Source organism: Streptomyces sp. C10-9-1, assembly GCF_024497955.1.
In the GTDB taxonomy this organism is placed as follows: domain Bacteria; phylum Actinomycetota; class Actinomycetes; order Streptomycetales; family Streptomycetaceae; genus Streptomyces; species Streptomyces sanyensis.
In genome coordinates this window covers 361,288-379,774 of sequence record NZ_JANHKP010000001.1, presented here as the reverse complement: position 1 = coordinate 379,774, position 18,487 = coordinate 361,288, and the positions used below count along the sequence as shown (strand labels likewise).

The 18,487-nt window shown below is 76.3% G+C and carries 17 protein-coding genes; 7 read left to right on the top strand and 10 right to left on the bottom strand.

What is annotated here, in order from left to right; translation table 11 throughout:
• The first annotated feature begins 12 nt into the window (after positions 1-12).
• A complete protein-coding gene (gene hemG / locus NPS70_RS01710; RefSeq protein WP_256521868.1) occupies positions 13-1,437 on the top strand; it encodes a protoporphyrinogen oxidase in 1,425 nt (474 codons plus the stop codon).
• Positions 1,438-1,441: 4 nt separating this feature from the next.
• Positions 1,442-2,155: a hydrogen peroxide-dependent heme synthase gene (gene hemQ, locus NPS70_RS01705; protein WP_256521866.1), complete on the top strand. Its 714-nt coding sequence runs from the start codon at positions 1,442-1,444 to the stop codon at positions 2,153-2,155.
• Positions 2,156-2,224: 69 nt separating this feature from the next.
• On the opposite strand, the gene NPS70_RS01700 is transcribed toward hemQ, so the two are convergent.
• From NPS70_RS01700 to NPS70_RS01680, 5 genes are all read right to left on the bottom strand, one after another.
• A complete protein-coding gene (locus NPS70_RS01700; RefSeq protein ID WP_256521865.1) occupies positions 2,225-3,883 on the bottom strand; it encodes an alpha/beta hydrolase in 1,659 nt (552 codons plus the stop codon).
• Positions 3,884-4,089: 206 nt separating this feature from the next.
• On the bottom strand, positions 4,090-5,052 hold the full coding sequence (locus NPS70_RS01695; protein ID WP_256521863.1) for a TIGR04222 domain-containing membrane protein: 963 nt from the start codon (positions 5,050-5,052) through the stop codon (positions 4,090-4,092).
• Positions 5,049-6,422 (bottom strand): DUF692 domain-containing protein, encoded by a 1,374-nt coding sequence (locus NPS70_RS01690; protein ID WP_256521862.1) that lies wholly within the window; start codon positions 6,420-6,422, stop codon positions 5,049-5,051. The genes NPS70_RS01695 and NPS70_RS01690 overlap by 4 nt, the downstream gene beginning before the upstream one ends.
• Before the next feature lie 174 nt (positions 6,423-6,596).
• A complete protein-coding gene (locus tag NPS70_RS01685) occupies positions 6,597-7,370 on the bottom strand; it encodes a DUF4142 domain-containing protein (protein ID WP_256521859.1) in 774 nt (257 codons plus the stop codon).
• 368 nt (positions 7,371-7,738) lie between these two features.
• On the bottom strand, positions 7,739-8,464 hold the full coding sequence (locus NPS70_RS01680) for a peptidyl-tRNA hydrolase (protein WP_256521858.1): 726 nt from the start codon (positions 8,462-8,464) through the stop codon (positions 7,739-7,741).
• A 321-nt stretch (positions 8,465-8,785) separates the two neighbouring features.
• Between NPS70_RS01680 and NPS70_RS01675 the strand changes: the two genes are divergently transcribed.
• Positions 8,786-9,658, top strand: a complete 873-nt coding sequence (locus tag NPS70_RS01675; RefSeq protein WP_256521857.1) for a DMT family transporter — start codon at positions 8,786-8,788, stop codon at positions 9,656-9,658.
• Positions 9,659-9,748: 90 nt separating this feature from the next.
• Here NPS70_RS01675 and NPS70_RS01670 read toward each other — a convergent pair whose 3' ends face one another.
• The gene (locus NPS70_RS01670) at positions 9,749-10,651 is read right to left on the bottom strand and encodes a polysaccharide deacetylase family protein (RefSeq protein ID WP_256521855.1); all 903 of its coding nucleotides are present in this window, start codon (positions 10,649-10,651) and stop codon (positions 9,749-9,751) included.
• 187 nt (positions 10,652-10,838) lie between these two features.
• On the opposite strand from NPS70_RS01670, the gene NPS70_RS01665 reads away from it, so the two are divergent.
• From NPS70_RS01665 to NPS70_RS01655, 3 genes are all read left to right on the top strand, one after another.
• Positions 10,839-11,336: a cupin domain-containing protein gene (locus NPS70_RS01665; RefSeq protein ID WP_256521853.1), complete on the top strand. Its 498-nt coding sequence runs from the start codon at positions 10,839-10,841 to the stop codon at positions 11,334-11,336.
• 163 nt (positions 11,337-11,499) lie between these two features.
• Positions 11,500-12,642 (top strand): S1 family peptidase, encoded by a 1,143-nt coding sequence (locus tag NPS70_RS01660; RefSeq protein ID WP_308314966.1) that lies wholly within the window; start codon positions 11,500-11,502, stop codon positions 12,640-12,642.
• Positions 12,643-13,034: 392 nt separating this feature from the next.
• Positions 13,035-13,448: an organic hydroperoxide resistance protein gene (locus NPS70_RS01655; protein WP_256521850.1), complete on the top strand. Its 414-nt coding sequence runs from the start codon at positions 13,035-13,037 to the stop codon at positions 13,446-13,448.
• A gap of 43 nt (positions 13,449-13,491) precedes the next feature.
• Here NPS70_RS01655 and NPS70_RS01650 read toward each other — a convergent pair whose 3' ends face one another.
• The 4 genes from NPS70_RS01650 to zapE all read right to left on the bottom strand — a co-directional run bounded on the left by NPS70_RS01650 (position 13,492) and on the right by zapE (position 17,596).
• Complete coding sequence (locus tag NPS70_RS01650; RefSeq protein WP_374211916.1) at positions 13,492-14,391, bottom strand: PPK2 family polyphosphate kinase; 900 nt, start codon at positions 14,389-14,391, stop codon at positions 13,492-13,494.
• Positions 14,392-14,521: 130 nt separating this feature from the next.
• Entirely contained in the window at positions 14,522-15,880 is a 1,359-nt protein-coding gene (locus NPS70_RS01645; protein WP_256521849.1) for an alkaline phosphatase PhoX, read from the bottom strand.
• Positions 15,881-16,055: 175 nt separating this feature from the next.
• Positions 16,056-16,481 (bottom strand): OsmC family protein, encoded by a 426-nt coding sequence (locus tag NPS70_RS01640; protein WP_256521847.1) that lies wholly within the window; start codon positions 16,479-16,481, stop codon positions 16,056-16,058.
• Between the two features lie 38 nt (positions 16,482-16,519).
• The gene (zapE, locus tag NPS70_RS01635) at positions 16,520-17,596 is read right to left on the bottom strand and encodes a cell division protein ZapE (RefSeq protein WP_256521845.1); all 1,077 of its coding nucleotides are present in this window, start codon (positions 17,594-17,596) and stop codon (positions 16,520-16,522) included.
• A 31-nt stretch (positions 17,597-17,627) separates the two neighbouring features.
• Between zapE and NPS70_RS01630 the strand changes: the two genes are divergently transcribed.
• The gene (locus NPS70_RS01630) at positions 17,628-18,431 is read left to right on the top strand and encodes a pyrimidine reductase family protein (protein WP_256521844.1); all 804 of its coding nucleotides are present in this window, start codon (positions 17,628-17,630) and stop codon (positions 18,429-18,431) included.
• Positions 18,432-18,487 lie beyond the last annotated feature (56 nt).

Genomic DNA, 18,487 nt, shown 5'->3' with positions numbered 1-18,487 from the left:
GAGAGTTGGCCCATGAACGTGGACACAGCTGCGCGCCATGTCGTCGTCGTGGGCGGCGGCATCGCCGGTCTCTCCGCCGCCCACCGTCTGGCCTCCGCCGGATGCCGGGTCACCCTCGCCGAGGCCGGCGACCGGCTCGGCGGCAAGCTCCTGGCCGGCCGTGTCGCCGGCGTGCCGGTGGACCTGGGGGCGGAGTCGATGCTCGCCCGCAGGCCCGAGGGCGTCGAACTCGCCCGGGCCGTCGGTCTCGGCGACCGGCTCCAGCCCCCGGCGGTCGCCGTCTCCGCGGTCTGGACCCGCGGAGCCCTGCGGCCGCTGCCCAAGGGCCACGTCATGGGTGTCCCCGGCACGGCCGAGGCGCTCGCCGGGCTGCTCACCCCCGAGGGGGTGGCCCGGATCGCCCGCGAGGCCGAGCTGCCGCCCCTTCAGGCCGACCGGGACACGGCGATCGGCACCCTGGTCGCGGAGCGCCTCGGGCGCGAGGTCGTCGACCGCCTCGTCGAACCGCTGCTCGGCGGCGTGTACGCGGGCGACGCCTACCGCATCTCGCTGCGCGCCGCCGTCCCCGCGCTCGCCGAGGCCCTCGGGCGCCATGCGAACCTGCTCGACGCCGTGCGCGAGGTGCAGGCCCGCGGCGCCGCGCAGCAGGCCGCCGGACCCGTGTTCACCGGCCTCGACGGAGGCATGGGCACGCTGCCGGACGCCGTCGCCGACGCCGTCCGCGCCGCGGGCGGGGACATCCGCACCCGCACCGCCGTCCACGCCCTGGACCGCGGTGCGGAGGGCTGGACCGTGCGCACCGGCAGCGGCCCGCTCGCCGCGGACGCGGTGGTCCTCGCCGCACCCGCCGGGCCCGCGGCGGCCCTGCTGACCGGCGTCTGCCCCGAGGCCGCCGGGGAACTCGCCCGCGTCGAGTACGCCTCCATGGCCCTGGTCACCCTGGCCTTCCGCCGCGCGGACCTCGGCGCGCTGCCCGGCAGCGGCTTCCTGGTGCCCCCCGTCGACGGCCGCTCCATCAAGGCCTCGACCTTCTCCAGCAACAAGTGGGACTGGGTCGGCAAGGGCTCCGAGGAGCTGTTCCTGCTGCGCACCTCCCTGGGCCGCTACGGCGAGGAGAAGGCCCTCGACCGGGAGGACGCCGAGCTGGTCGACCTCTCCCTCGCCGACCTCGGAGCGGCCGTGGGCCTCGCCGCCCGCCCCGTGGCCGCCGAGGTCACCCGCTGGCGCGGCGGCCTGCCCCAGTACCCGGTCGGGCACCTCGCCCGGGTCGGGCGCATCCGCGAGGCCGTCGCCGCGCTGCCCGGCCTGCGGGTGTGCGGGGCGGCCTACGACGGCGTCGGCATCCCCGCCTGCATCGGCAGCGGGCGGCGGGCCGCGGACGAGATCCTCGCCACGCCCACCCCGGCGCGGGGCACCCCCGGCGGCACGGGAGAATAGCCCCATGAGTGCGCCCGAAAAGATCCCGAACGCAGGCAAGAAGGCCAAGGACCTCAACGAGGTCATCCGGTACACGCTGTGGTCCGTCTTCAAGCTGCGCGACGTGCTGCCCGAGGACCGGACCGGCTTCGCCGACGAGGTGCAGGAGCTGTTCGACCGGCTCGACGCCGAGGACGTCACCGTGCGCGGCACGTACGACCTGTCCGGGCTGCGCGCCGACGCCGACGTCATGATCTGGTGGCACGCGGAGACCTCGGACGCGCTCCAGGACGCCTACAACCGCTTCCGGCGGACCCGCCTCGGGCGCGCCCTGGAGCCGGTGTGGTCGAACATGGCACTGCACCGCCCCGCCGAGTTCAACAAGTCGCACATCCCCGCGTTCCTGGCCGACGAGACGCCGCGCGAGTACGTCTCCGTCTACCCCTTCGTCCGCTCCTACGACTGGTACCTGCTGCCCGACGAGGACCGCCGCCGGATGCTGGCCGACCACGGGAAGATGGCCCGCGGCTACCCCGACGTGCGCGCCAACACCGTGGCCTCCTTCTCGCTCGGCGACTACGAGTGGATCCTCGCCTTCGAGGCCGACGAGCTGTACCGGATCGTGGACCTGATGCGGCACCTGCGCGCCTCCGAGGCGCGGCTGCACGTCCGCGAGGAGGTGCCCTTCTACACCGGCCGCCGCAGGAGCGTCGCGGACCTGGTGGCGGGCCTGGCCTGACCGGCCGCCCGACGAGGCCCCGGGCGGGGGCGCGCAGCCGGCGCGCCGCCCGCCCCTCGACCCGGAAGATCAGACGGTGTGCGGTTGGCCGAGCCCTCCCGCGCGCCGGTCCAGCGACACCGGGTCCGGCTCCCGGTGCGGCGCGCAGGAAGCGCGCCGCACCGGTGCCCTCCCCGTCAGCAGGTAGTCCTCCATGTACCCGTTGACGCACGCGTTCGCGCCCCCGCCGATGCCGTGGGTGCCCGCGTCCTCCTCCGTCACCAGCGCCGCGCCGCGCAGCCGCCGCTGGAGTTCGCGCGCCCCCGCGTACGGCGTGGCCGCGTCCCGCTCCGCCGCGAGGATCAGCACCTGCGGCAGGGCGCCGCGCCGGGTCCCCACGTCGAGCGGCGTCCGCCGGGGCGCGGACCAGAAGGCGCAGGGCAGGTTCATCCAGGCGTTGTCCCAGGTCTCGAACGGCGCCACCCGGGCGAGCCGGGTGTTGTCCCGGTCCCACACGGCCCAGTCCTGCGGCCACGGCGCGTCGTTGCACTCGACGGCGGTGTAGACGGCGGTGGCGTTCTCCGACTCCCGCGCGCCCGCCGGGTCCGGTGCGGCGCGCTCCACGAGCGGCCCGGGGTCCCCCTTCAGGTAGCGGGAGAGCACCTCGGCGAGCCGGGGCCAGAAGTCGTCGTAGTAGGCCGCGCCGAGGAAGGCCGCGTGCAGTTCCCCGGGGCCCACGGTGCCGCCCGCGGGCTCCACGGCCAGCCGCTCCCGCGCCGTCTCGTAGGAGCGGGCCACCTCGCGCGGCGTCGCCCCCAGCCCGTAGACGCCGTCGTGCCGGGCGACCCAGGCGCGGAAGTCGGCCCAGCGGCCCTCGAACGCCAGGGACTGGGCGAGGTTGTTGCGGTACCAGACCTTCCGCGGGTCCGGGTCGACGGCGGAGTCGAAGACCATGCGCCGTACCTGCGAGGGGAACAGGGTGGCGTACAGCGCGCCGATGTACGTGCCGTAGGACGCGCCCATGAAGGTCAGTCCCGGCTCGCCCAGCGCGGCGCGGATCACCTCCAGGTCCCGTGCGTTGTTCAGCGAGGTGTAGTGGGCGAGCGCCGCCCCCGCCGACCGGGCGCACCCGGCGGCGTAGGAGCGGGCCCGGGCGATCCGCTCCCGCTTCTCGGAGGGCGAGGGGTGCGTGGGGGCCGCGGTCGGCGCCTCGTGGAACTCCTCCGGGTCCTGGCAGGACAGGGGGGCGGAGGAGCCGAGCACGCCGCGGGGGGCGTATCCCACCATGTCGTAGGCCCGGGCGATGCGCTCCCAGGCGGGCAGCCGCCCCGCCAGCGGGAACCAGGTGCCGGAGGCGCCGGGGCCGCCGGGGTTGTACACGAGGGCGCCCTGGCGTTCGGAGGCTTCGCCGGTCGCCGGGATGCGGCTGACGGTGAGGGTGATCGCCGGACCGGCCGGGTCGGCGTAGTCGAGCGGGACCTCCACGGTCCCGCAGCGCACCTGCTCGGGCAGCCGCTCCCGGGCAGGGCACCTTCCGAACGCGATGCCGGACGCGGCGGCGCGGGCGGCGGCCTGCGCGGTGCCCCGGGCCTCGTCGGCCGCCAAGGCGGCGGGGCCGGGCGCCGGGGACGCCCCGGCCGCCGCGGTGGTGCCGGGGGCGGCCGCCGCCGGGGCGGCGGGGGAGGCCGCCGCGGTCAGGACCAGGGAGCCGATGCCCGCCAGGGCCCCCCACCTCGCCACTGCTCTCATGGGTCCCCTTCGTGCCGGGCCCCTCGGGGCGGCCGTTCGCTCCCGGCCGTCCGTGCCCGCCCGGGGGCATCGGGACGCCGGGACTGAAGGGATCCTCGCAGCACACCCGGGCATGTACGGCACCCGCCGCTCCCTCGGCGCGCCGCGGGGCGGAGCGCCGAGGGAGCGGGCGCCGGAGGCCGAGGGCTCCGGCGCTTGGCGGGGCGTCAGGAGGAGCCGCAGCCCGATCCGCCGCCGGAGCCGCAGCCCGACCCCGAGGAGCCGCAGCCCGAACCGCCCCCCGAGCCGCCGTCCCAGCCCCCGTCGCCTCCGGAGCCCCCGCACCAGGAGGGCTCCGAGGACCCGCACGAGGTCGACGCCGAGGACGCCGTGTCCACCGCCCCGGGGCGGACCGCGGCCGGGTCGTGGAGGGCGGCCTCGCCCAGCAGCCCGGCCAGTGCGGTGCCGGTCAGGGCCCCCACCCCGCGCCGTGCCGTGAGGACCGCCGGGTGCCGCAGCCCGCGGCCCCCGGTGGGCGGGTGGTAGCCGAGCGAGTGCCGCCCGAGGGGCGTCACGCGGCGCCGGAGCAGCGCGGCCCGCCGGAAGCCGAACACGGCGCCGCCGAAGAGGACGGACACGGTCAGGATGGCGCCGTACACCAGGACCACCGCCGAGGAGCCGGTCCACAGCGCCAGCAGGACCGTCAGCACCCAGACGGCCGGGATCCCGAGCACGCAGAGCACGCCCTGTAGCAGGCACCACGCGTACAGCCCGGGGTGGCCGCCCGGCGGGTGCAGCACCTTCCGCACCCTCAGCGAATCACCGATGCGCTGCACCTCGGTGCTGCGCATCACGGCCGACCGCAGCCGGCCCAGCGCCCCGTCGGGCGCCGATGCCAGCGAGTCCAGCACCGCCTGCTCCACGTCGTCCCGGGCGACGGCGTCCTGCCGGGCGGTGACGACGCCCGGGGCGCCGATGAGGACGAGCCCGTCCGTGTGCATTCCCACGATCGCCGTGTCCGCCACCCGGCCGGGTCCCCCGGAGGCGAAGGCCGTCTCGTAGATGTTCCTCAGCGCCACCGGGCGGGTCACCGGCTGTCCCGTCGCCGTCCTGACCCTCCGTCCGAGCAGCCTGCTGGACAGCGGGACGGCCGTGCAGACGACCGCGACCACCACCAGCATCGTGCTCATCGGCCCACCCCCGCCAGGCGGGTGCGCGCGGCCCGGACGAGCCGGGTGCCGCGCCGCGGGGGCCGGGGCCCGGTCCGGTCCCGCCACCACAGGGCCAGTTGCCGCCGGTGGCGCGGATCCTCCGGACGGCCGCGGGCGAGCAGGTGCTCCGCGAAGGCGAGCGCGTCCCGGCGGTAACCGCCGCGCAGGGGGCGGCCCTTGGCGTAGGCGAGGAAGGCGGGGCGGTAGGTCCCGCCGAGGAGCTCCGGGAGTTCGGGGGCGATCCTGGCGACGACGTCGGCGCGCTTGGCGGCCAGGGCGCGGGCCTGCACCCGCAGCCGCGCCGGGTCGAACCCCTCGGGCGCCGGGGTGCCCGCCACCAGGGCGGAGAGCAGGGCCGTCTGAGCGATCGCCAGCCGCTCCCGCGCCCGGTCCGCCGGTTCCGCGGCCGGGACCGGGGTCCCGGGGGCCGCGGGCGGTTCCGCGGCCGGTTCCGGGGCCGGGGGCACGGCGGCCGCGGGCGGCGCCCCGGGGGTGCCGGCGGGGCCGGGGGACCGGCTGCCGCCCCCGGCCGCCCCGCGCAGCGTCGCGGTGATCGCTTCCAGCTCCGCGGCCAGCTCGCCGGGGGGCGGGAAGGCGTCGTCCCGCTCCAGCAGCACCCCGGGCGGTGCGACCCGCCGCCGCAGTTCCGCCAGGACGTCCAGCACCTGCCGCGGCACCGGGTGGGCGTGGGTGTCGTGCCACACGCCGTCACGTTCGACCCCGCCCGCGACGTGCACGTAGGCGATCGCCTCCGTCGGCAGCTCGTCGAGGGCCGCCACGGGGTCCTCGCCCCGGTTGACGCGGTTGGTGTGGAGGTTGGCCACGTCGATCAGCAGCCGCACCCCGGTCCGTTCGACCAGCTCCGCGAGGAAGCGGCCCTCCGTCAGCTCGTCGCCGGGCCAGGAGACCAGCGCCGCGATGTTCTCCAGCGCCAGCGGCACCGGCAGGGACTCCTGGGCGATGCGCACGTTCTCGCACAGCACCGCAAGGGCCTCCCGGGTGCGGGGCACCGGCAGCAGGTGCCCCGCCTCCAGAGAGGGCGAGGCGGTCAGCGGGCCCCCCGCCCGCACGAAGGCGATGTGCTCGCTCACCAGCGGCGCCCCCAGCGCCTCGGCGCGCTCGGCGAGGGCCGAGAGCCGCTCCGGGGAGGGCCGCTCGGCCCCGCCCAGGCCCAGCGACACCCCGTGCGGCACGATCCGCACGCCCCGCGCCCGCAGCCGGGCCAGCGAGTCGGGCAGGTGGCCGGGGCAGATGTTCTCCGCCACCACCTCCACCCAGTCGAGCTCCGGCAGTCCCTCCACCGCCTCGGCTATCTCGGGCCGCCAGCCGATTCCCGTCCCCAGTTCCATGTGCTCCCCCTCCCGTGCACTCCTGCACCGTCGCAGGGGTGATGGCCCCGCCCGGTGCGGGCGAATCCGGGAAGGGGGACGTTCAGAGCAACATTTGAGGTTCCGCGGCGGTGCGGGGGCACCTCCGCGGCAGTGCCGGGGACAGCCGCCGCCCCGGCACCGCCGCGCGGCGGCTCAGCCCGCCGGACGGACCTCGGGCCGCTGGGTGTTGACCGTCCCCGGCTCGGCGGGGGAGGGCTGGGAGGTCAGCGAGACCTCCCCGGAGGGCTCCGCCGGCTGCGGCGCGGGCGGGAGGTTGCCGTCCGGCGGCGGCGGTCCGGTCGGGCTGGAGGTGGCCAGACCCGCGGCCTCGTTGGCGATGGCGTCGAAGTCGACCATGCCGGTCGCCTCCAGCATGGTGATGTGGTCGAGCACGGTCTGGTTGGCGTCCGAGGCGAGCTGGCGTATCAGCGAGTTGCGGGTGGTGTGCCGGACCTGGGCGATCAGGCCGAAGACCTTGCCGTGCGCGTTGCGCAGCAGGTTGGCGAACTTGTACTCGTACTCCTTGCCGCTGGCGGCCGACAGTTCGCGCAGCCAGCCCTGCTGCTCCTCGGTGGGCTGGTTCGGCAGCTGGACGCCCAGCTTGGCGGCCGCGTCGCGGGCCCGGACGTCGAGGTCGCTGTGGCCGACGATCAGGTGGTCGCCCGCCTCCTTGATCGCCTGGCTCGGGGCCCGCTCGATCGCCTGCTGGCCCGCGGGCAGCTCCCACAGTCCGGCCAGCCGCACCTTCACCAGGAAGTCCCGGTCCGTCGCCGACAGCGGACCCCACTGGGTGGCCACCGTCGAGGCGTTGAGGTTCGCCTGCCCGGTGCCCGACCGGTCGGCGAACGACCACACGGGGAAGGCCAGGGCGCCGACCGTGGCGACCAGGGCCGCGATGATGAGAACCGTCCCGTTGATGCGCTGCAACAATGTGCCTCCAGAGCCGATGCGTTCCACGGCAGACCGATGCCGGCCGAGAGTCCGGCCCGGCCCCGCCGCCGAGCTTCAGGGGCCGGATCAGCCGGTCAAACTACTCGGCGATACCGGCATGTACGCGCCCGGGGGCGGAATTGTTCAGTCCCGCGGCGGTGTTCTGTCCGCATCCGCCCGGGTGCGGACGGAAGTCCTCGCCGATTACCCGCGGTAGCGAAACACGGCGGCCACCGGATACCCGCGGTAGCCGGTCGAGGTCCCGTCCGCACGGTCGAGGCCCGCGGGCGGGGTCCCCGGGGCCGGTGCCCGCGCTCCCGTCGGGTGCGCGCCCTGCCGGCCCCGGCCCGGCCGGGACGCACCGCTCAGGGGCGGCGGCGCGGCAGCGCCGGGTGCGCGGCGACGACGGTGCAGGAGCCGGGGGCGACCTCCGTGAACCCCGCGTCGCGGACCACGGGCAGCCCGCCGCCGCTGAGCCGCGCCCACCGCCCCGGCTCCGCGGTCCGCACCGAGAGGCGGTAGCCGCGCGCCCGCCACGCCGCCCGCTCGTCCTCGGACAGTTCCCACCAGGCGAGCTGGGCGCCGTGGCCCGCCTGGGCCATCGCCTTGCCCGCCGACATGTCCACCCCCGGGTTCATCCACAGCACCGGGTCAGCGGGCTCGGGGGCGGCCGGGGGAAGGGGGTCGTCGAGCTCCGTGCCGGAGACCTGGAGGCGGGAGAGCTCCCTGGGCCAGCCGTCGAGCGGGACCGGTGGGAAGACCCGCACCTCGGCCGACTCCCCGTGCACCGTCAGGCCGGGCAGTTCGCCCGCGCGGCGCCACTCGGACCCCCGGGCCCGGCGGACCACCTTGCGGATGCGCCCGTCCTGCCAGGCGCGCATCGCCTCCGCCCACGCGCCCTCGCCGTGGGCGCGCGGGTCGTCGAGGATCGACAGCACCGCCCGTGCGGCCGTCTCCAGGGCGTCGGTCCGCGCTGGGGGCCGCGCCTTCTCGATCCGCACCACCAGGGGCAGCACGTACTGCGGCGCCTCCTCCCGCGCGCTGCGCTCCTCGCCGAAGGGGCCGTTCTCACCGGTGCCGTCGCTGCTCACGCGGCCAGTCTGCCAGCAGCCCGGTGCGCGCCCCCGGCCCGGCCCGGGGCGCGGGCGGACGCCGGTCGCGGACCCCGCGTGGCCGCGGTGCCTTCGGGCGATTCCCCCGCCCGGGGCGTGGCCGGGAGGGCGCCCGGTGGTACGCCCAAGGGGATGCCCGCACCGCCCGGTCGCCGGCGGTCCGGTCCGCCCCGGACGGGGGACGGCGGCCGTCCTGACACCGCGTGAGCCAACGCCCCCGTTCCCCCGCCCGGCCCCGACCGCCCCGCGCACCCCTCTCCCGGCCCCCTGATCCGCACCCCACGACTGGAGGCACCTCCCGTGCACCTGCTGCTCCCGGTGGCCTTCGCGATCGGGGCCGCTCTCAGCAACGCCCTGGCGACCGTCCTCCAGCGCAAGGCCGCCCTGGACGTCCCGCGCTCCGCCGGCCTGCGGCCCGGTCTGATGCTCGACCTGCTGCGCCACCCGGTCTGGCTGGGCGGCATGGCGGCGGTCGTGGCGGCGGCCGTCTGCCAGGCCGTGGCACTGGCGACGGGCCCGCTGACGGTGGTGCAGCCGCTCTTCGTGCTGGAGCTTCCGCTGACCCTGGTGATCGCCTCGCTGATGTTCCACAGCGGACTGCCCGCCGCCGGCTGGCGGGCCGTGGGCGCCGTGGTGGTGGGCCTGGGGCTCGCGCTGTTCGCCGCGTCGCCCAGCGGCAACCGCACCAGCGTGCCCCTGGACCGCTGGGTGACCGCGCTCGCCGTCTGCGCGGTGGTGGTCGCCGCGCTCGCCGTCGCGGCCGTGCGGCGGCCGGAGGGCCGGGCGCGCGCGGCCTTCCTCGGCACGGCGACGGCGATCTCCTACGCGGTCACGGCCGCGCTGATGAAGTCCGCCATGCACATCCTGGACGGAGAGGGGATCACCGGCTTCCTGACGGCCTGGCAGACCTACGCCTTCGCAGTCACCGGCGTCCTGGCGCTGTTCCTGCTGGAGAACGCCATGCAGGCCGGTCCGCTGGTCGCCTCGCAGCCCGCCATCACCCTCGGGGACGCGGCCGTGAGCCTGGCTCTGGGGATCCTCCTCTACGAGGAGCACCTGCGCACCGGGTGGTGGCTCCTCCCGCAGGCGGTGGGGGTGGCGCTGGTGGCCGCGGGGGTGTTCGCGCTGGCCCGGCTGCCGCTGGCCCGCTCGCTGGCGGCGGACCCGCCCTGAGGCCGGGCCCCCTGAGGCCGGGCTCCCTGAGACCCGGCCCCTGGCCCGGTCGTCCGGCCGTGCTCCCCGGGTGGCCGCGGCCGCCGTGACTCAGCCGCGCATCAGGTCCGAGACCTTGACGAAGGTGTAGCCGCGGCGTCGGAGCTCGGGGACGATCCGGCGCACCGCGGGCTCCGTCACCGGTGCCGCGCTGCGCGTGCAGTGCATGACGACGAGCGAGCCCGGGCGCACCCCGGCGAGCACCTGCTCGGCGACCGCGTCCGCGTCCGTCGCGAAGGCGTCGCCGCTGACCACGTCCCACTGCACGGCCGTGACCCCGGTCGGTGCCACGGCGCGCAGGGCCGCGTCGTCGTGGCAGCCGCCCGGGAAGCGGAAGTAGGGCACCGTGTTGCGCACGCCGGCCTTCTCGAAGGCGCGGAACGCCCGCTCCACATCGGCGCGCATGTCCGTCCGTGCGACGACCGGGAGCCCGTAGCAGTCGGGGGTGAAGGCGTGGTGGCTGTAGGAGTGGTTGGCGGTCTCGAACAGCGGATCGGTGCCGATGCTCCGGGCCTGGCCGGGGTACTCCTCGGCCCAGCGTCCGGTCATGAACACCGTGGCCGGGACCTCCAGCGCGCGCAGGGCGGCGATCAGCCCCGGGTTGTCGAAGCGCTCGCCCCGGGCGGCGCGCGGCCCCTGGTCCGCCGTCATGTCGGCGTCGAAGGTGAGGGCGACCAGCTTGGGGGCCCCGTCCCCGCGGTCCTCGGCACGGGAGAACACCGGTGCGGCCCCGCCCGGCCCCGGTGCCAGGGTCGGGACCCGGCCGGGCCCGGCCGCCTCGTTCCCGGGCCGCGCCGAGGCTCCCGCCGCGCCGGTCGGCTCCGGGGAGCGTGCCGCTCCCGGCGCCGGGGCCCGCGACACCGGGGACGGTGCGGCCGAGGGGCTTCCCGGGGCGAGGGGGGCGGCTCCGCCGCCCGCCGAGCAGCCGGCCAGCACCGCCACCGGCAGGCACATACACGTCAATGTCCGCACAAAGGAGTTCACTCGACGCAAGGTATCCGACGGCCTCGTGACGGGCGCTCAGCCGGTGCACCGCCGCCACCGCGCCGCCGCCCGTCGCCGCAGCGGGGCGGACCCGGTGCCGCGCCCGGCCGTGCGATGATGCGGCGGTCGATCCCGCCGGTGCCCAGGAAGGAGCGGCATGGCCCCGCGTCGCACGCACGGAGTGCTCACCACCGCGAAGGACCTGCTCGCCGAGGCCCCACCGGAGCGCGGCGGCGTCCTGTGGGCCCTGTCGCCCACGGCGCGGCAGCTCGACGCCAACCTCGTCCGCCTCCCGCCCGGGGGGAGCGTCGCGGCCCACGGGGAACCCGATCTCGACGTGCTGCTGTGCGTCCTGGAGGGCGGCGGGGCACTGACCGTCGCCGGGGAGGAGCAGCGCCTGGGGGCGGGGGCCCTGGTCTGGTTGCCGCGCGGCGCACGGAGGTCGCTGGCCGCAGGTCCCGAAGGACTGGTGTACCTGACGGCGCACCGCAGGCGGCCCGGCCTGACGATCGGCTCCGCCCCGCCGGCCGGGGCACGCCGGGACGGCGGTGAGCCCCCCTGCGCGGCGCACCGTCTCTGCCCTGACTGCGGCCGTCCCGCCGAAGCGGCCGACGCCCGCTTCTGCGCCCGCTGCGGCACCCGCCTCCCGGACTGAACCGGGCCCCTCGCGGGTCCCCTGCGGAACCGGACGGGCAGCCAGAGTCGTGATTCCGCAACGCCGTTGAGCACGACGCCCGTCTCCTGCGTACCACTGTGCGGACGCGTCCCCCGGTGCCCCGCGGCACCGGAACCCGTATCCCCCCGCAGGAGGCAGCGAGTTGAGTCACAGGCGAATACCCAAGCGGAAGGCCGTGATGGCCGCGGCCGGAGCAGCGGCCGTCGCGGCGGCGGCGGTACTGCTGCCCCAGGCGAACGCGTCCCAGTCCGGCTCCGAGGAGCCCTCGGCCGCGGCGCCGCGTGCCCTGAGCGCCGCCTCCGCGCGGGACCTGATGGTCCGGATCGGGCCGGACCTCGGCGAGGCGTACGGCGGCGCCTACTACGACGCGGCCGAGCGCCGGCTGGTCGTCAACGTCGCCGGAGGCGACGGCGAGGCCGTCGAGCGGGTGCGCCGCGCCGGGGCCGTGCCGAGAAGCGTCAACAACAGCATGGGCGCGCTGAACCGCGCGGCGGACACCCTGTCGGACAGGGCCGCCGTCCCCGGCACGGCCTGGGCCGTGGACCCCCGGACGAACACCCTCCGGGTCACGGCCGACCGCACGGTCTCCGGCGAGCGCTGGGACCGCCTGGAGGCGGCCGTCGAGGAACTCGGCGCCGGCACCGCGCGCCTGTCCCGCTCCAAGGGCGAGTTCCGCACCTTCCTGGAGGGCGGGGACGCGATCTTCGGGGGCGGGGCCCGGTGCTCCCTCGGCTTCAACGTGGTGACGGGCGGGGGTGCGCCGGGCTTCCTCACCGCCGGGCACTGCGCCGTCTCCTCCGCACGGTGGTCCGAGGAGCCGGGCGGTGCCCCGGTGGGCACCGTCCGGGCCGCGACCTTCCCCGGTGACGGGGACTTCGCCCTGGTGACGTACGACGACCCGGCGACCGAGGCCCCCAGCTCGGTCGACCTGGGCAACGGGCAGACCCTGGACATCCGGGGCCCCGCCGAGGCCGCGGTCGGCCTGGAGGTTTTCCGGATGGGCAGTACGACGGGCCTGAACGGGGGCCGGGTCACCGGCCTCGGGGCCACCGTGAACTACCCGGAGGGCACGGTCACCGGCCTCGTCCAGACCGACGTGTGCGCGGAGCCGGGGGACAGCGGGGGCGCGCTGTTCACCCGGGACGGCGCGGCGATCGGCCTCACCTCGGGCGGCAGCGGCGACTGCACCTCCGGCGGCGAGACGTTCTTCCACCCGGTCACCACGGCACTCGCGGCGGTCGGTGCGCGGATCGACGGAGGCGGCGGGCAGCGGGGCGGGGGCTGACGGGACCAGGGCGGCACCGGCCGCGCGGCGGGCACCGTTGAGCAGGGTCGAGGAGGTGAGGCGGGCAACGGCGGCGGCTTCCCGGGAGGCCGCGGCTGACGGTGTTCCGTGACGGTGCCCCCCAGGGGGTGCCGCCCGGGGGCGGCGGGTGGTGGACCGAGGAAGGCGGTCCGCCACCCGCCGCCGTTTCGCGTCCGGGCCGGGGACCGCCCGTGCGGACACGGTGCCCGGGCGGCCGCGTCCGGTGCCTGCGCGGCGCTCGTCCGGTGTCTGCGGCGGCGTGCCGGGCCTCCGCGCCCGGGATGTACCAGGTGCACAACTGAATTGTGCACAACTTAATCGTGTGCTTTGATGGGTGCTCCCGGTTCCCGACCCACGAGGGATGGACTCCCATGGATGCGCTCTACACCGCCGTCGCCACCGCCAACGGGCGCGAGGGCCGCGCCGTCAGCTCCGACGGCGTGATCGACCTGCCGCTGGCCTTCCCCGCGGCGCTGGGCGGCAACGGGCAGGGCACCAACCCCGAGCAGCTGTTCGCGGCCGGTTACGCCGCCTGCTTCGCCAGCGCCATGGGGGTCGTCGGCCGCGAGGAGAGGATCGACGTCAAGGACGCCTCGGTCACCGCGGAGGTCTCGATCGGCAAGGACACCGACGGAGGCTTCGGCCTCTCCGTGATCATGCGCGTGGAGCTCCCCGAGCACCTCCAGGGCGAGCCCGGCCGCGACCTGCTGGAGAAGACCCACGCCTACTGCCCGTACTCCAAGGCCACCCGCGGCAACCTGCCCGTGGAGCTGGTCGTCGAGTGACCGCGCGGGCGTGCGGTCCCCGGCCAGCCCGGGGCCGCACGCCTCAGGCGCCCGCCAGCAGGAACCTCCTGGCCTTCGCCGCGTCGAAGCCGCCGACCGGGAAGCGGGGGTCCATCGCCTCCAGGTGCTCCAGCAGCAGCCTGCCCACCGCCCAGTTGCGGTACCACTTGCGGTCCGCGGGCACCAGGTACCAGGGGGCCTCCGGGACGGCGCAGCGCTCCAGCGCGAGTTCGTACGCCTGCTGGTACTGCGGCCACAGCTCGCGCTCCTCGATGTCCCCGGGCGCGAACTTCCAGTGCTTGTCGGGGTTGTCGATCCGCGCCAGCAGGCGCTTGCGCTGCTCCTCCCAGCTGATGTGCAGGAAGACCTTCACCAGGGTGATGCCGTCCTCCGCCAGCGACTCCTCGAAGCGGTTGATCTGCCCGTAGCGCCGCTCCAGCCGCTCGGGCGCCACCAGGCGGCGCACCCGGGCGATCAGCACGTCCTCGTAGTGCGAGCGGTCGAAGATGCCGATCTCCCCCGGCCGGGGGAGGGCCCGGGTCACCCGCCACAGGAACGGGTGCCCGAGCTCCTCCTCGGTCGGCGCCTTGAACGCCCGGATACGGCAGCCGGCCGGGTTGAACAGGCCCACCACGTGCTTGACCGTGCCGCCCTTGCCGCTGGTGTCCATCCCCTGCAGGACCAGCAGGAGGCGCCTGCGGTCACCGCCGGTCGCCGAGGCGAACAGGCGTTCCTGGAGGTCGGCGAGACGGCTGCCCGTCGCGGCCGTCTCCGCCAGGGCGGCCGCCTTGTCGGGAGGGCCCCCCGGAGTGGCGCGCGCGTCGTATCCGGACAGCTCGATCCGCTTCCCTCCCGGCAGGCGCAGCAGGTCGGAGATCCCCTTCCCGCCGTCCGCCTCCGCCCCCCGGCCCCCGCTCCGCTTCCCGCCGTCCGCCTCGGCCACCGCACAGCCCCTCTCCGTCGCCGTCCCGGCCTTCTGCCGCCCGCCGGGCGCCGCCGGGACTCCTGTCACGATGGTCCGACGCCCGCGGCGCCCCCGCGACCCCGGGGGCGCCGCGGGCGACCGGGCTCGGTCAGTGCCAGGGGCCCGTCACGGCGAACGTCGTCCCCGGGGTGTAGCAGTTGAGGTACATCGTCCCCCCGTCGGGGGAGAAGCAGGCCCCGGCGAACTCGCCCCACTCGGGGTCGCCGGGGGTGCCGATGTCCTGGGCGTTCCGCGCCATGGCGTAGACCTCGCCGCGCCTGGTCACGCCGTAGACGTGCTGGACGCCGCTGCCGTCCTCGCACACCATCAGGCCGCCGCCCGGTGCGAGGCAGATGTTGTCCGGCGACTCGCCCGGCAGCTGCACGTCGGTGTCGGGGCCGAAGGCGACGACGAGCGTCAGCCGCCGCCGGTCCGGCTCGTAGCGCCAGACCTGTCCGAAGTGGGTCCCGGCGGAGCCGTCGTCGACACGGGCGAAGCTGGAGACGAAGTACACCGAGCGGCCGCCCCAGTAGCAGCCCTCCAGCTTCTGGGCGTGGGTGATGCCGCCGCGGCCGAAGTCCTGGTGCCGGATGGGCGTCTCGCGCGCCTGGGAGTCGGGGACCGGGACCCATGAGACCCCGTCGAAGCGGGCCCCGGTCTCCCGGATGCCGGACAGGTCCGCCACCCCCGGCACCCGCATGGCCTGGAGCTCGCCCCCGGCCCGGAGCGATCCCCGCCCGCCGAGCGGCCGGGCGGGCAGGAAGCGGTAGAAGAGCCCGAAGGGGCGCTCGAAGGCGTCCTCCGTCTCGTAGACGATCCCGGTGTGCGGGTCGACGGCGACGGCCTCGTGCTGGAAGCGCCCCATGGCCGTGAGCGGGACGGCCCCGGTGCGGCGCGGATCGGTGCCGTCGACCTCGAAGACGAAGCCGTGGTCCTTGGTGTAGCCCCGGGTGCCGGCCTTGTCCTCGTTCTCCTCGCAGGTCAGCCAGGTGCGCCAGGGCGTGGGGCCGCCCGCGCAGTTGACGGCCGTACCGGCGACGGCCACCCGTTCGGAGACCACCGCCCCGCGGTCGTCGAGCACCAGCGCGGTGCAGCCGCCCTCGGCGGCCGGGTCGTAGGTCAGGCCGTCGATCCGCGGCACCGGCACCCGGCTGCGGGGGCGGTTCTCGTGGTTGCGGACCAGCACGACCCCGCCCCCGCGGCCCGCGAAGGCGGCCATGCCGTCGTGGTTGGAGGGCACCCGGCCCTCACCGGAGCGCAGGGGGCGGCCCTCACGGGAGAGGACCCGGTAGCGGAAGCCCCGCGGCAGGTCGAGCAGCCCCTCGGGGTCGGGCACCAGGGGGCCGTACCCGCGGTGGCCGCGGGCGGCGGCCGTTCCCGCGAACAGCTCGGCGAGCGCGCCGTTGAAGACGATCGAGGCGCCCAACGCCCCGGTGCCCGCCAGTACCTGACGTCGTGTGGTGCTCATCGGCAATCAACTCCCTGTGGGGTCCCCCGTCCGCCGCCGTGGGGGGCGCGGGAGGGGTCGGGAAACGCGACCGCTCGTGTGTAGCACGGGGTGCTCCGCCGGGGAACCAGGCGTGGCCGAGGGGGCCGCCGGTGTCGCCGTGCCGGACCCGCGGCACGGCGGCACCGGCCGGGCCTCAGGCCAGCGAGGCGCTCAGCGTGATGGTGGTGCCGGTCAGGGCCTGGCTGACCGGGCAGTTGGCCTTGGCGTCCTCGGCCGCCTTCACGAAGGCCGCCTCGTCCAGACCGGGCACCTCGCCCTGCACGGTCAGGTGGATCCCGGTGATGCCCTCGCCCGGCTGGAAGGTGACCTCCGCCTTGGTCTCCAGCCGCGCGGGCGGGTTGCCCGCGCCCGCCAGGCCGTGGGAGAGCGCCATGGAGAAGCAGCTGGAGTGGGCGGCCGCGATCAGCTCCTCGGGGCTGGTCCTGCCGTCGGGGGCCTCCGCGCGGGCGGGCCAGGAGACCGGGTACTCACCGACTCCGGAGGAGTCCATCGTGACGACGCCCTTGCCGTCCATCAGGTTGCCTTCCCAAACGGTGTGCGCCTGGCGCGTGGTAGCCATGATCTTCCCTTCGGAAAACGGGGGTGACGCCCCCAAACCTACTGCGCCACCAAGCCCTTCGCGTCCCGTGCCAGCGCCGTGAGCCGGGAGATGGCCCGGAAGTACTTCTTCCGGTAGCCGCCGCGCAGCATCTCGTCACCGAACAGCGCGTCGAAGGGCACCCCGGAGGCCAGCACGGGGACCTCGCGGTCGTACAGCCGGTCCGCCAGGACGACCAGGCGCAGCGCCGTCGACTGGTCCGGCACCGGCCGGACGCCGGTGAGGCAGACGGCGCGGACACCGTCGGTCAGCGCTCCGTAGCGGCTCGGATGCACCCGGGCCAGGTGCTCCAGCAGCAGGGGGAAGTCGTCGAGCGAGGCGCCCTCGGTCGCGTAGGCGGTCCGGGTCACCTCGTCCTCGGTGGCCGGCGGGGGCGCCTCGGGCAGTCCGCGGTGGCGGTAGTCCTCGCCGTCGATCCGCAGGGGCCGGAAGTGCGCGGACAGCCCCTGGATCTCGCGCAGGAAGTCGGCTGCGGCGAAGCGGCCCTCGCCCAGCTTGCCGGGGAGGGTGTTGGAGGTGGCCGCGAGCGCGACGCCCGCCTCGACCAGGCGGCTGAGCAGCGTCGACACGAGCACGGTGTCGCCCGGGTCGTCGAGTTCGAACTCGTCGATGCACAGCAGCCGGTGCCCGCCGAGCGTGGCCACCGTCTGCTGGAAGCCGAGCGCGCCCACCAGGTTGGTCAGCTCGACGAAGGTGCCGAAGGCCTTCAGGGAGGGCTCCGCCGGGGTGGCGTGCCACAGGGAGGCCAGCAGGTGGGTCTTGCCGACGCCGTAGCCGCCGTCGAGGTAGACCCCGCGCGGGCCGACGGGGGCCGGGGGCCTGCGGGAGAACCAGCGCCGCCTGCCGCTGCCCGTCGCATGGGCGCCGCCGAGGCCCGAGGCGAACCCGCCGAGCACCTTCACGGCCTCGACCTGGCTGGGCTGGTTCGGGTCGGGGACGTAGGTGTCGAAGCGCACCGCGTCGAAGCGCGGCGGCGGCACCATCTCCGCCACCAGCCGGTCGGCGGGGACGTGCGGCTCGCGGGCGCACAGCGAGAGGGGGGCGGCTTCTGCTATCGGGCTGGTCGGCACAGTCATCAACTGTAAGGGCCGTGTAAGACTGCTCGGTATGCGACGCCTGTTCCCTGTGACCGACCAGACATCCGATTCCGAGGGTGCGAGAGACCGGGAGTGGTCGCTCGACGAGCTGGCCGACGCCTACGCCTACCCGCTGCCGGACGGGTCCCGTGCGGAGCCGGGAGCCCCGGGCCGCGCCTGGCTCCGGGGGAACATGGTGTCCTCGCTCGACGGCGCCGCGGCTCACGAGGGCCGCTCGCAGCCGCTCTCCGGCGCCGCGGACATGCGGATCTTCGGCACGCTGCGCGGCCTCGCGGACGCCGTGCTCGTGGGAGCCCAGACGGTGCGCTCGGAGGGCTACCGGCCCGCCCGGGCCCGGGAGGTCTTCGCCCGGCGGCGCGAGGCCGCGGGCCAGGGCCCGGCCCCGGCGATCGCCGTGGTCAGCGCCTCGCTGGACCTGGACTTCTCGCAGCCGCTGTTCACCGAGCCGCTGGTGCCGACGCTGGTGCTCACCGGGGCCGCGGCCCCGCCCGACCGGCTCAGGCGCGCCGAGGGCGCCGGGGCCGTGGTGGTCGTCGCGGGCGACGGCCCGGGTGTGGAGCCCGCCCAGGCGCTGAGGGCGCTGGCCGCGCGGGGGCTCACCCGGCTGCTGACCGAGGGCGGGCCGCGTCTGCTCGGGCAGTTCGCCGCGGCCGGGGTGCTGGACGAGCTCTGCCTGACCCTCTCGCCGACGATGGCCGCGGGCGACGCCCAGCGGATCGCCGGGGGACCGGCCCTGGCGGACCCCGCGCGCTTCGCCCTGGTGTCGGTGCTGGAGGAGTCGGGCTTCCTGTTCACCCGGTACCGCCGGGCGTGAGCGCGCCCCCTCCGCCGGGGGCGCCGGGCCGGGCGGGAGGGGGGCCGGAGCGGGCC